Source organism: Plebeiibacterium sediminum, from assembly GCF_026013605.1.
GTDB lineage: Bacteria > Bacteroidota > Bacteroidia > Bacteroidales > Marinilabiliaceae > Saccharicrinis > Saccharicrinis sediminus.
In genome coordinates, this window is the sequence record NZ_JAPDPJ010000007.1 from 88,648 (window position 1) to 105,456 (window position 16,809).

At 32.9% G+C, this 16,809-nt stretch carries 12 protein-coding genes; 4 read left to right on the forward strand and 8 right to left on the reverse strand.

Going from position 1 to position 16,809, the window contains the following annotated elements; translation table 11 throughout:
- Positions 1-16: 16 nt before the first annotated feature.
- Positions 17-1,426 (forward strand): hypothetical protein, encoded by a 1,410-nt coding sequence (locus tag OM075_RS05450; RefSeq protein ID WP_301189471.1) that lies wholly within the window; start codon positions 17-19, stop codon positions 1,424-1,426.
- 12 nt (positions 1,427-1,438) lie between these two features.
- Positions 1,439-2,407, forward strand: a complete 969-nt coding sequence (locus OM075_RS05455) for an LPP20 family lipoprotein (protein WP_301189472.1) — start codon at positions 1,439-1,441, stop codon at positions 2,405-2,407.
- Between the two features lie 63 nt (positions 2,408-2,470).
- Here OM075_RS05455 and OM075_RS05460 read toward each other — a convergent pair whose 3' ends face one another.
- The 3 genes from OM075_RS05460 to OM075_RS05470 all read right to left on the reverse strand — a co-directional run bounded on the left by OM075_RS05460 (position 2,471) and on the right by OM075_RS05470 (position 6,776).
- The gene (locus tag OM075_RS05460; RefSeq protein ID WP_301189473.1) at positions 2,471-3,931 is read right to left on the reverse strand and encodes an aminoacyl-histidine dipeptidase; all 1,461 of its coding nucleotides are present in this window, start codon (positions 3,929-3,931) and stop codon (positions 2,471-2,473) included.
- A gap of 183 nt (positions 3,932-4,114) precedes the next feature.
- Complete coding sequence (locus OM075_RS05465; RefSeq protein WP_301189474.1) at positions 4,115-5,230, reverse strand: DUF4831 family protein; 1,116 nt, start codon at positions 5,228-5,230, stop codon at positions 4,115-4,117.
- A gap of 25 nt (positions 5,231-5,255) precedes the next feature.
- A complete protein-coding gene (locus OM075_RS05470) occupies positions 5,256-6,776 on the reverse strand; it encodes an NAD(P)H-hydrate dehydratase (protein WP_301189475.1) in 1,521 nt (506 codons plus the stop codon).
- A 185-nt stretch (positions 6,777-6,961) separates the two neighbouring features.
- Here OM075_RS05470 and OM075_RS05475 point away from each other — a divergent pair, with 185 nt between their 5' ends.
- On the forward strand, positions 6,962-8,470 hold the full coding sequence (locus OM075_RS05475; protein ID WP_301189476.1) for a peptide MFS transporter: 1,509 nt from the start codon (positions 6,962-6,964) through the stop codon (positions 8,468-8,470).
- A 189-nt stretch (positions 8,471-8,659) separates the two neighbouring features.
- Positions 8,660-9,661, forward strand: coding sequence for a transglutaminase domain-containing protein (locus OM075_RS05480; protein WP_301189477.1), 1,002 nt, complete (start codon positions 8,660-8,662; stop codon positions 9,659-9,661).
- Between the two features lie 13 nt (positions 9,662-9,674).
- Here OM075_RS05480 and OM075_RS05485 read toward each other — a convergent pair whose 3' ends face one another.
- From OM075_RS05485 to OM075_RS05505, 5 genes are all read right to left on the reverse strand, one after another.
- Entirely contained in the window at positions 9,675-10,616 is a 942-nt protein-coding gene (locus OM075_RS05485) for a cell envelope integrity TolA family protein (protein WP_301189478.1), read from the reverse strand.
- A gap of 31 nt (positions 10,617-10,647) precedes the next feature.
- Positions 10,648-11,043 carry an ExbD/TolR family protein gene (locus tag OM075_RS05490; RefSeq protein WP_301189479.1) on the reverse strand — a complete coding sequence of 132 codons (396 nt, stop codon included), beginning with the start codon at positions 11,041-11,043 and terminating at the stop codon, positions 10,648-10,650.
- 47 nt (positions 11,044-11,090) lie between these two features.
- On the reverse strand, positions 11,091-11,480 hold the full coding sequence (locus OM075_RS05495) for an ExbD/TolR family protein (RefSeq protein ID WP_301189480.1): 390 nt from the start codon (positions 11,478-11,480) through the stop codon (positions 11,091-11,093).
- Positions 11,481-11,568: 88 nt separating this feature from the next.
- Positions 11,569-12,258 carry a MotA/TolQ/ExbB proton channel family protein gene (locus OM075_RS05500; protein ID WP_301189481.1) on the reverse strand — a complete coding sequence of 230 codons (690 nt, stop codon included), beginning with the start codon at positions 12,256-12,258 and terminating at the stop codon, positions 11,569-11,571.
- Positions 12,259-12,375: 117 nt separating this feature from the next.
- Positions 12,376-16,581, reverse strand: coding sequence for a translocation/assembly module TamB domain-containing protein (locus OM075_RS05505; protein ID WP_301189482.1), 4,206 nt, complete (start codon positions 16,579-16,581; stop codon positions 12,376-12,378).
- Positions 16,582-16,809: the final 228 nt, after the last annotated feature.

Consider the following 16,809-nt stretch of genomic DNA (forward strand, 5'->3'; position numbering starts at 1 on the left):
TTTAAATATTATATAAATGACAAAGCATATTATACTTTTTTTGAGTATTCTTTTAATTTTCACAGGATGTGCAAGTAAGCGCTATTTAAAGAAAGGGTTGGAACTTGAAAACTCTGGTCTATATTCTGATGCGGCAAATCAATATTATCATTCATTACAAAAAAATATAAATAACATAGATGCCAAAATCGGTTTGCAAAGAACAGGACAGTTGGTATTGGATGACTATATTGAAAAGTTTAAGAATCAATATCAGAACGGAACACCTAAAGATGCTGTATATGCATTTGTAAGTGCTGAAAACTATTATGATAAGATTAAGAAGGTTGGATTAAATTTAATATTTCCGGAAGAGCAGCGAAGTTACTATAAAGAAGTGGAGGATCTTTATTTAAATTCCTTGTATAGCGAAGCTATGAAGGCCTTAGAACTTGAAGAATTTGCAAGCTCAGAGAAAGTGTTTGCGGAAATTTTGTCTTTAAATGCTAATTATAAAGATGCTAAGTCAAAATGGGTTGTAGCAAAATATGAGCCTGTATACAGAGAAGGTAAGCAACAGATGGAAACGGAAATGTATAGATCTGCTTACTTTACATTTAAAGGTATTATCGATAAGGTAAAAGTTTATGAAGATGCACTGGAGTTAATGAATCGCTCATTGAACGAAGCTAAAGTAACTATTGCAGTTACTAATTTTGATTTTGCATACACATCATATAAAAATATTGCAGGTACCATAAAAAGTAAATTGGTTAATGGAATCAATGGAATGAATTCTCCACTTTATGAAGTAGCATCTTTATCCTCAATAGAAACAAATCCATTTGAGAATTCTGTTTCATCTGCAGTTCAATCAAGAGCTATGGAACATGATCGTAATGCTGATCTTGTGCAGAATTATGAATCATCCAAAGCTAAAGCAATTCTTAGTGGCAAAATTCAAAGCTATAAAGTATATAATGGAAAGTTGAATCGGACAGAAAAAAGAGGTTATCTAAAAAGAACTGTTAATTATGTGGATGAAGAGACAGGAGAGGAGAAGAAGAAAACGGTTTATGATAAAGTAAAGTATTTTGAATATGAAATGACAAGATATGTTTCTGTCTCAATTGAATATGTGATGAAACGTAATGATAGAGATGAGATACCTATATCGAATGTATTTAGTCATAAAGAAGAAGATAAATTGCATTATGTTGTATATGATGGTGATTATAAAAAATTAGTTCCGGGTTATTGGAAATATAGCACTAAGGATAATAGTGAAGATTATATTAATAAAGAGAGTTCTGCAGCAAGTAATCTGCATGAATTAGCTAAAAATAAACGAACAGCAAAATCTACCACCGAATTACAATCTACATTAGTAGATAAATGTATAAAAACTATCGTGTCAGAAATTAAAAATTATCAACCAGAAAATTAAGCATTCAGTATAATGAAGTATAGTTTGATTATTGTGGTTTGCTTATTCTTTGTTGCGTGTTCATCAACTAAAAAGCAAGCTGAATTATTAGAACAATCAAAACCAAGTTGGGTTAAAGTAAGACCAATAGATAAAGATTACTATTACGGGATTGGAATTGTTCCTAAGGTTGGCTCTCCAATGTTATATGAAGATAAAGCTAAAGAAAGAGCTCTGGCTGATATTTCCGGTCAGATTAATTCTACAGTAAAATCTGAAGCCGTTCTTTATCAGGTTGAGGATAAAAATGGAGTCAGAGATTATTTGCAGAATAGAATTAGGAGTGTGTCTGAAGGTTATTTGGAGGGGTATGAATATGTGGATAAATGGGAAGATTTATCGAATACATATGTTTATTATAAATTATCAAAGCAAAAATACAGAGCGTTAAAAGCTAAAAGAAAAGCTGAGGCATTGGAGGTTGGTAAAGAAAAATATTTAGCGGCTAAAGAATTAAAGCAGGAAGGTCAGATTGTTCCTTCAATAGAGCATTTTGCAACTTGTATTGATGTTTTAAGTGGTTATATGAATGAGTTAACTGTTGTAGAAATAAATGGAAAACAAGTTGATTTAGTTTCAGAATCAAGCATAGAGATTACTCAGATTATAGAAAAAGTTAACATTGTCAGTTTAGCGAATAATAGTATTTCTACAGGTGATAAAAAGAATGGCTTTTTAGTATCTTATGAAGGTGTTAATCCTGTGGTGAATATGCCAGTGAAACTAGAATATACAGGTGGCTATTTGGTTAATGACAGACTAAAAAGTAGTGATGAAGGAGTGGTTATGATGCCTGAATTGGGTGGGGATAATAATTCATCAACGAATAAGTTGTCGGTGAAAATTGATTTGGTTTATTTAGGCCGTCAGGTAACCCGTAATTTATATGTAAGAAAGATTATTGAAAATCAGAAAGCTGCTGAAATATCAATTGATGTTTAGCGCCGGGAAAAATGTAATAAATAGATAAAAAAAGGAGCATTAAGCTCCTTTTTTTTGTCATTATTATTTTGAAGGAACATTTTTAAGTGTTTCAACTAAAAACTTCCAGAATTTTTCAACTGTTTCAATATTTACTTTTTCATCCGGAGAGTGAGGAAATCGAATAGTTGGACCAAAAGAAATCATATCCCATTCAGGATATACAGCACCTAAGATTCCACATTCCAAGCCTGCGTGAATACCTTTTATTTCCGGAATTTTACCAAATTCTTTATTATAAACATCTTTCATTACATGAAGGATTTCAGAATCTGGATTTGGTTTCCATCCAGGATATTGCCCGCTGAATTCAACATCAGCTCCTGCTAATCTGAATAAACTTTCAAGTGTTGATTCAACATCATCTTTAGCAGAATCGACAGAACCACGGATTAAACACATTACCTTAGTTGTACCATTTTCAGATTTAACAATAGCAAGGTTAAGCGATGTTTCTACCAATCCGGGCATGGTGTCACTCATTCTGATAACTCCATTTGGACAAGCCTGTATCGCATTAACTAAGTCATCTTGTGCTAATTCGTCCATTAAACTAGCTGGGGTATCGCATTGTTCTGCAATAAGTGATAAATTAGGTTCAGTGGCAGCTAATTCACTTTGATAGATTGCAGCAAATTCCTCAACAGTTTCAGTGAACTCAACAACATTATTAGCTGGAACTGTAACTATGGCAAAAGCTTCACGAGGGATTGCGTTACGTAAACTACCTCCATCAATTGATGCTAATCTTACTCCGTAAGCAGCAATAACTTCTTTTAATAGGCGAAACATTAATTTGTTGGCATTTCCTCTTCCAAGGATAATATCCATACCCGAGTGGCCACCTTTTAAGCCTGTTAATGAAATTTTAAAAGCAACTGTGTTTACTTCCGGAGTAACCTCTTGGTAAGAGAATATCATGTTTGCATTGGAACCTCCTGCACAACCAACGTATAATTCCCCTTCGTCTTCTGAATCCATATTTAATAGAATATCAGCATCAAGCAGGCCTGATTCTAAACCAAAGGCACCAGTCATTCCGGTTTCTTCATCAATGGTAAATAATGCTTCAATTGGTCCGTGAGGAATATCTGTTGATTGAAGAATTCCCATTGCAGCAGCTACACCAATTCCATTATCAGCACCTAAAGTTGTACCATTAGCTTTAACCCAACCATCTTCGATATATGTTTCAATAGGATCTTTTTCAAAATCGTGCTGCTTATCACTGTTTTTTTGTGGAACCATGTCAACATGCCCCTGAAGAACGATAGTCTTTTTGTTCTCCATACCTGGGGTTGCCGGTTTTTTAATAATTACGTTTCCTACCTTGTCAACAATAGTCTCTAATCCTAGCTTTTTTCCAAAATCTTCTACAAACTTAGCAGCTTGTTGTTCTTTTTTACTTGGTCTTGGAATTTGAGTTAATGCATAAAAATTTTCCCACAATGCTGTGGGTTGAAGTTTTGATATTTCGTTGTTCATGTTTTATTGTTTTTTATAGTAAAAGAACGAGAATAGTAAATTGTTCTTTTGTATTATAAATGTTTTGTAAAATTACATATATCCCAGTTAAATCAGGATGATAACGATCATCTATCCAGATACTAAAAATGAGGTTTTCAAGTAAAGAAAACCTCATTGAGCTATATTAGTTTTAAAGTATTTTTATTTATTCCCAATCGAAATAAGTGCGCCTGTAACTGGACATATACGAATTTGAATACCTTCTTGATTTAAGATATCAGAAGGCATTGAAACTACCTGACCGTATTGAGCTATGTCAACAACCTTATTAGTCACTTCTTTAGTTTTATCAACTATGGTAATTTTGGCAGAGGCAGGTATGCAATAAAATAATCCGTTTTTACTTTCGTCCTTTTTAGTATCTAATTGTTTGTTTTCAAGTTTGTTGAATTCCTCAGCATCTAATTTAAAATAGATGGGTGTTCCTGTAATATCCATAGCATCAACAATTCCTTTTTGTGTGGAAAATCTGCAAATAACATGGTTGCTATAGGAGCTTAAAGGATCTGGAGTGATTTCAAAAGTTTGCTTTTTTGTTAAAGAAATTGTTTTTCCTGCAAAAAGCGAGATGAAATCTTTTTCCATTTTGTTTATTTCCTCAAGTACAGTTTTGTAGGCTTCTCCATCAGGAGGTAAATTTTCAAGATCGCCAGAAAGTAAATCAATACGGTTATTTCTTAGTTTGTATATCATGTTTGCTGCTTCCTGTGCCATTGCAGCTGTAGATGTTTTATAGAGTAAATCTTCGTGTAATGAAATATGATCAAAATTGACATCTTCCAGTTCAATCATATCTAAATTATCTGTTTTGTTTATTTGACGATGAAGTTTAGCTTTTTCGTTAAGATTAATACCTTTTATAATCCCTTTGGGAGTTAAGTTAATCATTAGTGCAGAAGTAATACCGGTAGAGAAAATGCTATATCTTTGATTTTCGTTTGGTGTTCCCTTTGTTGTAATTTTTATGTTTTTGATAGCCCATTCTTCACAGTCTTCAGTAATTACATCCGATAAGTTTAAGTATCGTTGTGAATATCTGTAATAAGGTCCTGTTTTTTTTATGGTTTTCTCACTTTCAATTTCAACAACGATAGTTGTTTTTGGAAGCATGTAACTTAGTGATTGTTCTGTAGGATTAATTACTTCAGATGTTTTTTTTATTTCAACAGAAGTTGGTGATTTTTTCTGAGATGATAAATTTGAAGCAATGAATAGTAGTATAAGTAAGTTGCTAACTAATTTGAATTTAAATTGCATGTTTTTGTTCTTTTGTTTTGAATTCTTAATGATGTAATGATTTAAACGCAGAACCAATATTACTTATTATATCAGAAGCAATTAATGATTCTTCGGATTCAGTTAATAATGCATGGTCACCAGCAAGGCCATGAATGTACACGCCGGTAAGAGCTGCATCTTTTTCTGAATATCCCTGTGCAAGCAAAGCTAATATAATTCCTGTTAAAGTATCACCACTTCCGGCGGTTGCCATACCTGGATTTCCGGAACTGTTAAAATAACAATTACCATCAGGCAAGGCTACCACAGTATGGGCTCCTTTTAAAACCGTAATTACATTATAATGTTTGCAAAAATCCTGAAGAAGTTCAAGCCTGTGCATTTCATTTTTACTTTTACCTACAAGTCTTTCAAATTCTTTAGGATGGGGTGTTAAAATAGAAAGTTTCGGTAATTTTACCAATAAAAATTTATTTTGACTTAAAATATTAAGTCCATCAGCATCAATCACCATTTTTTGGTCAGAAACTTTATTGAGTAATTCTTCAAAGGCTGTGGCGCTGTTCTTTTTTGTATCCAAACCAGGTCCAATACCAATAGCATTATAGCTTTTAAGAGCCGGGAATTCAGTAAAAAACATTTCAGATCGATCAATGCTTGTCATCGCTTCGGGAACTGAATTTTGCATAATCTGATATCCCCAATGCGGAATGTGTGAAGTCAATAAACCAACTCCGGATTTAAGGCAAGCTCTTGATGCTAGTACAGCAGCCCCCATTTTTCCATAACTTCCGGCAATTAGTAAAGCATGTCCAAAATTTCCTTTATGGCTAAACTTATGTCGACTCTTTACAATTGATTTAATCTTCGAATTGTCTGTGTAAAAGTAATTGGTATCATGTACATCAATTCCCTCTTGTAATAAACCAATATCTATTATTTCCCACTTACCAACAAACTTCGCGTTTTCAGGTAATAAAAACGATAATTTAGGTAGTTGGAAAGAAAGAGTAATGTCTGCTTCAATAATTCCTGTGTCAGCTCTGAAATTACTGTCGTAATTGGCAAATAAACCAGATGGAATGTCAATTGAAATTACTGTTTGCTCAGTTTCATTAATTTTTTCAATGACCTCTTTTGCTAATCCTTTGGTGGCACGGTTTAGTCCGGAACCAAATATGCAATCTAAAATAATACCATCCTCATTAATTTCATTAAAATCAATTTCAACTATGTTGTTGATCTCATAAACTGACACATTAGAAATTTCAATTAACCTGGATAAATTTGATTGGGCATCAGAAGATAAGTTATCTGAGAATTTTATAAGAAATACATCGATTTTCACGGGAAGTCTTGAAAGCAGTCTGGCAATAGCTAATCCATCACCACCATTATTACCTGTGCCACAGAATATAGCATAAGAATAGGTCATCTTATTACTGATAATCCAGTCGGTTGCTTTTTGTGCAGCTCTTTCCATTAAATCAATTGAGGGTATTGGCTCATTTTTAATTGTAAACAGATCAACCTCCCTAATCTGTTCCGGGGATAATATTTTCACTTGTTTAAAATTTTAGTTAGTACCCTGTTAAATGCTAAAAATTGCAAAAAAATTACATTTGTCATGTAATATGATAAAATGCACTATATTGATCGTTCATTTTACCTACTTTTGTGCTTATTACAAATATAGGGAACTATTAACCTTGAATCATAAATATTTTAAACTTATATAATTATTATACGATGAGTAATAAGGATAAAGCTTTTTTTGGGCATCCACTAGGGTTGTCTACTCTGTTTGCTACAGAGATGTGGGAGCGTTTTAGTTATTATGGAATGCGAGCACTTTTAGTTTATTTCCTTACTGATACCCTAATGAATGGTGGTTTCGGAATGGAAGAACTTGATGCATTTACAATATATGGAGTTTTTACAGCTTTAGTATATGTAACACCAATTATGGGAGGAGTACTTGCTGATAAAGTACTGGGACAGCGTAAAGCAATTTATATTGGAGGTATTACAATGGCATTAGGTCAGCTATTATTATCCTATAGCGCTATGTCTATTTCATCTTCATTAGAATCAAGACAATTGGTATTTTATGTAGGATTAGGTGTATTAATTTTAGGTAATGGATTTTTTAAGCCTAATATTTCTACCATGGTTGGCGAACTATATGATAATGCCGATCCAAGAAAAGATGGTGGGTTCACTATTTTCTACATGGGTATTAATATTGGAGCAGGTATTTCTCCATTAGTAGCTGGAAAATTAGGTGAGCAAGTAGCCTGGCAATATGGATTTTTAGCAGCTGGTATCGGTATGGTAGTGGGAACTATCTGGTTTTTAATGAGAAGTCATACATTAGGACATATTGGAATGCCTCCTGCCGTTAAGAGTCAAAGAATCAGATTGGCAGCTAAAGATTGGATGAGTGTTATTGCTTACGTTGTTAGTATTGTTTTAATTGTAGTAGGTTTTGTTTTTGGATGGAATCTGTTGTCAGAATCAGCATCAAGTACATTGATCACAATTGCCGCAATTGCCGGAGTACTTTATCTTGGATTTAGTATCTACAACGGAACAAATGGTAAAACAGAATGGAGTAGGGTTAGTGTAATTTTAGTATTAGCGCTATTTAATATTTTTTTCTGGGCAGGTTTTGAGCAAGCAGGTACAACGTTTAGTATTTTTGCCAGAGATAATACAAACAGAATGATTGGTAGTTGGGAAATTCCAGCTACATGGTTCCAAAGTATTAATGCTGTTTATATTGTTCTTTTTGCACCAATTTTTAGTGTGCTATGGTCTAAACTTGATAAGGTTAAATTAAATCCGAATACTCCAATGAAATTTGTTTGGGGTATGATTTTATTAGGTCTGGGTTTTGTAATCATGGCTTTTGCTTCAGAAAGAGCAGAGCATACACTTGTTAGTCCTCTTTGGTTAGCAATGGTATTCTTACTGCATACTTTTGGTGAGCTTTGTTTATCACCTATTGGATTATCTATGGTAACAAAACTGTCTCCAACTAAACTTGTTTCTACAATGATGGGCGTTTGGATGGGAAGTTTTGCAGCAGGTAACTTTGTTGCATCACAAATGAAAGCTATCTCAATTCAACTTGAGGGAGCATTAGATACTAGTATTCCGGTTTTCTGGTTTATTGCAATACAATCATTTATAGCAGCAGCTATTTTATTTACTTTAACCCCTTGGTTAAAGAAAATGATGCACGGAATAAAATAATATACTTATTTTAAAATATTAAGGGCCTGAGGAATTTACTTTCTTCAGGCCTTTTTTATTTATTAGTGTTTTGCATAAAGTAATTGTATTTTCATCAAAATATTAAAGTTAAATAGCTTGTAGTTCATGATAATAAGTGCAGAATGTTACTTTTGCTCTTAGTTTATTAATATTAATTATGTTATATCAATGCGAATTATAGTTGGATTAATCTTTTTAATGCAATTTTTGGGTGCCGGATATGGTCAGATTAGTGATCAGATTAAAGAAAGGGTGGATGCTGAGTATAATGATTTCCCGGATATTGAGCACTTTGGAGCAAAATTGAATCATGATTTTTTCTCAAAATATGATAAGGTTGGCGCTATATATTATTGGATATGTAAGAATGTGGATTATGATACAAAATCACACTTTAGTAAAAAGGGTGGATATACATACGATTTTAGATATAAAACCAGAGAAGAGAAGGTTGAAAAAATTCAGGAAATAGATAATAAGATGGCTCTTGATGCTTTTAAATCAAAAAAAGCAGAAGGAAAAGTGTATGCACATTTGTTTAAAAAGATGTGTGATAATGCAGGTGTTGAATGTGAAGTGATTTCCGGAGTATTAAAATCGAAGTATACGGATATTGGTAAGAAGCCAGGAAGATCGAATCATATGTGGAATGCTGTTAAAATTAATGATAAATGGCATTTGGTGGATGCTTCGATGGGGGCCGGGTTTTTAAGTGAACTGGATCAGGTTTTTGTTAAAGAGTATTCCGAAACTTTCTTTTTGATGGAACCCAAAGCGTTTTCATTAACACATTATCCTAAAAGGGATCAATGGCTGTTTTGTGATACAACACCTGAAGAATTTGAAAGCTTACCTTTATTACATTATCGTTATTTTCGTTTTAAGGTTGGACTTACCAGTCCACTGAATGGAATAATTACGTCCCTTGATAAAGATTACTTGACTATACAGTTTAAAGAGAAAGAAAAGATTAATTTTCAGGATCTGATGGGTTTTTCGTATGGAATTGAAAAAGAAGATCAATTGGCCAAAATTGTTCCGATAAAGAAAGGTAATATATTAACCTTAAAAATTCCGGTTAAGGATATTAAATATGACTATTTAACCATCTTCTTCAAAGCTCAGCCTTTGGTGAGTTATCGAATTAAAATTTCAAATAATATAAACTAAAATACGGTTATTTTTAGTTTAATACAAAGTGATATGTAATGGTTCCCTTCTGAAATGCTGAAGCATTTGGATCTGAATTGAATTTAGCCTTTTTAGCGGCCTCAATTGCTGCTTTTTTCAAGGTAGAGTTTTGTGTTGTTGATCCTTTTAGCTGGAATTCTGCACTGACTACTTTACCATATTTGTCTACAGTAACTTGTACTACAACAATGCCTTCTTCCTGAATGCTGTAGCTCGGTTGTGGCAGAGACCCTACTAATGATCGTCCAGTTAAATCAAATCCGGATCCGGAATTTCCCAAGCCACTACCTGTTCTGTTTTTGCTATTAGGATCGCCAGTAACATAACCCTGATTACCAGAACCGCCTGCATCACCTTCAGAACTGCTGTTGTTATTTGATTTACCAAAAGCTCCGCTAACCTTATTTCTGGCATCATCAGCAATACGTTGTTTTTCTTCTCTTTCTTTGCGTGCTTCTTCCTCTTTTCGTAAACGTTCAGCCTCAGCTATTCTTTTCGCTTCAGCTTCCTCTTTTGCTTTTCTATCCGCTTCTTCTTTTGCTTTACGGTCTAATTCTTCCTGTATTTTTCTCTCTTGCTCCTCTTTTTGCTTTTTTAAGCGATCTTCTTCTTCCTTCTTTTTTTGTTCCGCACTTTTTATTTCAGGAGCTTCATCATAGTCCTGTGTTTTAATAGACTCTTCAGCTTTAGGTTCTGATTTTTCCTTTGGAGCAGGAGGTGGTGTTGTTTGCTGAGGCTGAGAAGGAGTTGGTTGTGCTGATGATTTTGGAGGTTCAATTTCTCCTAATCCAGTCTGAACATTACCCAGGTTAACTAATATACCTTCCTCTTGCTGAGGAACAGTTTTTAAACCAAAGAAAATGAGCAGTAAAAGAACAATAATATGGAATACTATTGAACCTATAATTCCGTGTCGATTATATTTTTTTTGCATCACTTAAAATCTTTGAATTAAATAAACTAACCTACTTTGGTTGAGTTGCTAATATTAGTTTATACTTATTTTTAATGGCAATATCTCTTATTTTACCAACAATTGAAAAAGGAACTGATTCATCCACATGCAAAGCAATATAAGTTTCCGGTTCCTGATCCATTATTTCTTTTAATCTTTTTTCCATACTCCAAAAAGAAACTTCATCGCCTTCAATAAAATATCTTAAATCTTTGGTTACAGAAATGGTTGTGTTTGGCTTAGCCGAAACCTGATGGTCACTCTTTGGAAGTGTAAGGTCACTATTGGCAATGGGAGTAACCAATGTTGATGTAATCATAAAGAATATGAGCAACAGAAATACAATGTCTGTCATACTTGACATACTAAATCCTGATTCAACCTTACTTCTTCTTCTTAACCCCATAGTGATTCAATTATTTACTATTTCTGACTAGTACCCTCTGGTTTTTATTACCTAATGTCTAAAACAACTTTAATAGCATTACTTTCAGCAATATCTAATAATTTTGCCACTTCACCAGTAGGTGCATTTTTATCCGTACGTAGTTTTATATAAGTTTTATCTGTACTTTTAAATTCCTGAAGAATAGTTGCTTCAAGATTTGATTCAGAAACTCTGCTGTTTCCAATATAAAAACTGCCGTTTGAAGTTACTCGTGCATTAATAAACTTTTCAATAACAACTTTTTTGCTGGCTTGTTTTGGTATCAGTAATTTAATGGCGTTAGGATGCACCATTGTTGAAGTTATCATAAAGAAAATAAGGAGCAGGAATACGATGTCTGTCATACTTGACATACTGAAACTTGCATTTATTTTCGCTCTTCTTTTTAAAGCCATATGAATTTAGATTATAGAATTTAGATAAGAGATAAGAGATTAACTAAAATATAAGATCTCTTATCTTTTGTCTTTAATCTTGAGTCTTTTATGCAACAGGTTCATTTAGTAAATCCATGAATTCCATGGTTCTGGCTTCAAGTTTGAAAACAACTTTTTCAACCCGGGCAACTAAAAAGTTATACGCAAAATAGGCCATAATACCAATTGCCAATCCAGTTACTGTTGTTACCATTGCTGTGTAAATACCTGATGAAAGTAAACCAACATCAATATTGTTTCCTGCATTAGCCATATCAAAGAATGCTCTGATCATACCAATAACTGTTCCTAAAAAACCAATCATTGGAGCTCCACCGGAAACTGTTGCAAGCGTAGGTAAACCTTTTTCTAGTCTACTAATTTCTAAGTTGCCAACATTTTCAATGGCTGTGTTTACATCAGATAAAGGTCTTCCAATTCTACTAATTCCTTTTTCGATCATTCTGCTAACCGGATTGTCAACCTGCTGGCAAAGAGAATAAGCAGAATCTATTTTTCCTTCGTGAATGTATTCTTTAATCTTATTCATGAAGCTCATGTCCTCAGAAGCTGCCTTCCGGATGGCAAAAAAGCGTTCAATAAAAATATAAATAGCAACAAATGAAAGTAGGATCATCGGAACCATAATCCATCCACCATTAATGGCCATTTCTATATAATTCATTTGGTTTTCTACAACTTCAGCAGCAGCCTCTGCATTTTCTGTGGTTGATTGTATCAATAATAGTAGACTCATGAAATGTATGTGTTAATTATATTTGGTGTAAAAATATATAATTTGTTTTAAAATGATAACGGAAAAACTCGTATAAAATTATTCGATGGTGGTATTGTTGTTTTGAGAAGGTTCTGTTTACGGATTATTATCAGTTTCCAGTTCTAGCTCTTTTTCTTTTTTTGCTTTACCAGTAATCCAATCCCAGTACTTTCTGATCAATTCGCCAAATGTATTAAATTCCTCCTGATAAGATAAACCAACACCTTGTGTTGTAGGTGAACTATCATAGCTAAAGTCATCGTTACTGTGAGTATATGCTTTTGCTCTTAAAGAACCCGATTTATTTAGTTTCACATCCATGTCAAAATCACCAACAATATTACTGGTGTTTTGCTGCACAGCGCTATAACCGCCATATTCAACATTACCATTTAATGATACTCTGTTATTAAATAACTGAGTCGATAGCGCAACTTCAATCTGTTCGCTCGATATTTCATCTTCTGGTCTGTAATTTATACCAATATCTAAATCATTACTGATTTGCGAAAGCCAATTGCTCAAATAACTTGAAAGCATTTCGGATGTTGTTGTTAAAGCTGCTGTGTTAACCTGGTTGTTACTTCCAGAACCAGCATTGTAACTTGGGGTAAAAAACTTGTTCAGAATAAGAAGAGATAGTACCTGTCGGTTTAATTCTTCTTCAGTATTAATGGCATCTTCAATTATATTCTGAGTCGATTCTTCCATTGTAGGAGCGGAAATATCAAACTTAACAGATGGCTGAGATAGACGGTCTCCTAAAATCAAATCGCAATTGATTGGAATACGTTTGTATATTTCACCATTTTCATTGATGTCGTCACTCGAGGGTGCTACAAGTGGTTGTATAGATGTTTTTATTTTATAGGTTGCTGTAATATCAATCAGTGCGTCATAAGGATCACCTTCCCATAAAACTGTTCCTCCTTTGTTAATATCGAAACGTTTATTGACTACATTTTCCAGAGAAAACAAATAATCTCCATCTTCAGCAATGTAATCCCCGTAAAAGTTAATATCACCTTCTTTCGAAATTTGAATTTGTAAAAACCCATTGCCTGAGCTCCTTAAGATATCACCTACAGTTGGGTCGAAAATTACTTGTAATTGAGCGTCCGGTGTAATTTCAATCCCCATATTCATGGAGAAATTAGATAGGTTAACTTTATAATCATTTTCAGTGTTTTGAGAAGATGTTGTGAAAGTAGAATCTGAATGATTTATAAATTGAATAAAATTGTTATCTAAAGATTCTTCTCTATCTGAAATTGGAATAAAAAGTTTAGTGTTTTGTTCTGATTTGCCTTGTATGTCAATGTTTATTTCATCAGTTGTTCCTGTTACTGCAAGGTCTCCTGATGCATATACATTCCCATAATAATAAGGATTGTCTTGCACTGTGGTGTTTAGAACAAGCATGTTATTGGCTCTTGCATATAAGTTATATGACATGTTGTAAAAGTTATTATGCAAAATTTCACCAGTAAAAGAACCTCGTTTTCCATCTGTATCGGTGACGGTCATATTTTTAAAAACAAGTGAATCTGAAGTTAGTCTGACACTATCCTCGATAAAGAAGGAACATTTTAGTAAGTTAATATCAAAACTTGTTTTATTAACATTGAAATTTCCATCTAATTCAATTCGGTCGGCTCCATTTTTTAAACTGATATTTCCAGAAGCTGTACCTTTTAAATTCTGTGCAATTTTACTCAGGTATAAATTTAAAAAACCAATGGGTAAGCTATCTACTTTGAATGCGAATTCATAATTCTTGTTTTTAGGACTAAAATATCCTCCGCCAATAATTGTATTGAGATCTCCTCTTTGAGCATTCGTGTTTAAGATCACTGCATTTCTTTCCTTATCCCAGGATGACCTAATTTTGAAATTACCAATTTCTTCATCATTTACATTAAAATCATTAATGACAAGATTGCTGGAAATAATGGGAGATTCGATATTTTCACTCACTTCAATTTCTCCGTTTAACAGGCCTTTAAATTCTAGTCTTTTAATATTCAAAAAACGTGTTGTTTCTTCCAGGTTAATATTTCTGAAGTATGCGGATAATGAGTTTTTACCCGTTTTGTACATCGCTCCATTTACGCTTATTTCCTGGTTTAAATGATGTGTTCTGAAGGTGTTAATTTTAAGTCCGTTGGGGTTAATGTGGAAAGAAGATTCCTGTATTCTCCAGGTTGTATCATTAATGATAATTGAAGAAGGTAATATATTAGTGCTTGAGTAGATCTCGCCAGAAGTAGATTTATTAAAAGTACTGTTTGTAAAAATTGCACCACTATTTGTTTTCTCGTCCCAATTATTCCAAAAAATATTTGCGCTTAAGGTGTCATTTTGTGACTGTTGAGTTAATGTAAAATTATACAGGGGAAGCAGATCTCCAAAAAATATGGTTTCACATCTCAGGTTGCTGGTGATTTTCGAAGTGTCACTTTTAAAATATAAGTTTATTTTATTTCCATGAATCGTATTGTATTTAAATTCATCAAAATTACCATCTAGTTCTAAATCATTTTCCTTACTTATAAACTTACCTTTAATTTCACTATTGTCAGCAATGTATATGTTAGGATTAAAAGTATAAAGCAAGTCCTGTAGTTGTTTTGTTTTTATGCTAAAATCAATATTGCAAGGTGCACTTTCAGTATTTACAGTTCGAGTAAACAACGATGGTAAATAAGAGCTTAGTAATTGGTTTACTTGCTTAGGTAATAACTTTAATTGATATTCTCCTGTTAACCTGGCTTCCAAAATATTTGAATTGACAGATAAAGTTTTTAAGCCCTGGAGATCTTGTGAGGAATTAATAACAAAGCTATCCAATTTAAAGGTGCTGTTTTCGGTTTCAATTGTTCCATCAACTAGCTTTATGTTTCCTGTAATATCATTTAGGTTGTTACCATATAAAAAGGAATGAATATCTGCATTGATGGCACTGTTTTTTAAAGAAGGTGCAATTTGTAGCTTATCAAGCTTTAAATTGTGAACCGAAGCATTAAAATCAAATTCAGGAACCTCTTTTTCAAAATCCATTTTGCCTTTAAACTCAACCTGAGCATTAGGATCATCCAGAGAAATTTTACCGTTAAATCGTTTGTTGGAAAGCAATCCATTCAGTACAATCTTTTCATATTTATAATTATTGTAGTCAATAGAATCAATGGTACCATTAATGTAAGCATTAAAATGTTTATCAACAGTTCTGTACCCCTGAACGGAGATATCCATGGTTACATTGTTCAGGTTATTTTCAGAATTAATGATTTTTCCAATGTTTAGGGATGTGGTATTCAGGTATCCTGAATAAACCAATTTATTCCCTTCTGTAACCTTAATGCCAAGGTCTGTTTTTAATTTTCCTATCTCTGTCGAAAATTCACCGTATGCGACTAAGTTATCTATAAATCCTGAGAAATTACCGCTATATTCAATGTTCCCAAACTGTTTAAAAGAAGAAGGAAAACTCAATTCACCAGAACTTTTAATCAGAGGCGTTAGCTTAGTTAAGTCTGTAATATTGGTAGATAGTTTTTTTACATTCAGGAACAAAAAAGTTTCATCTATATTGGGAAGTCCTTTAATATCAAAGCTGGTTTCAATATTAGTATCAGTTCCTGCGTTTATAAATATATTGCGTCCTTTAATATCATTTATTGTACCTTCCAGAATACCTTTCATATTTAGTGGGTATTTTATTTTAGGAAGTTTTGGGAAAAACAATGCCAGATCGTTATAGTTTGATGAAATTGAATTGATTTTGGCACTGAACGGAATCTTGGTAATATCATTTTCTGCAATAGCAGCTGAGTCTCTTTCAATATTTAGATATTCAATGCTGATAAATGAATGCTTAAGTTTTGCTCTGAAAGCTTTCATTCCAAAACTATGCTTTCCAAAAGCCAATATTCCTTTTGTGTTATTTAATGATAAACCGGAACGTTCCTTAAACGATAGATTGCTTATTCTGGCAGAAATGGAGTCTTCAAGAAAATTTATTTTATCAATGGATAAATTTAATTGTGAAATTTGAATGTCATTTCTATCAAAGCCCTTAGCTTGATTGGTTTTTGATGCATAGTTTCTGTAATTCAAATTACAATTTCTTACCTTAATTTCTTTGGTGTGATATTTCCATTTTGAATTAGATGAGTTCTTGTTTTGTAAGGAATCAATAATAAATTGGAAATTATGTTTGTTTCCTTTCTTCGAAATCTTAGAAATAGCATTAACAGCTGTTAATCTGCTAAAGTAAATTTGATTCTTCGAAAAAATCAATGAATCAATAGAAGCTTCCAGTTTATTTGCATAAATAAGCGTGTCTTTATTTTTATCTTTAATTAAGAAATCAGTAATTACTAATTTTTTAATGGGTTTAAAGTTAATTTTTTCTAAAGTTACTTCTACTCCAAAGTCTTCGGATAACTGAGAGGTAATCCGTTTGCCTATTGTATTTTGTATCCCGGGAATTAATAGAATAAAATATATTAATATCGGGAAAATAAT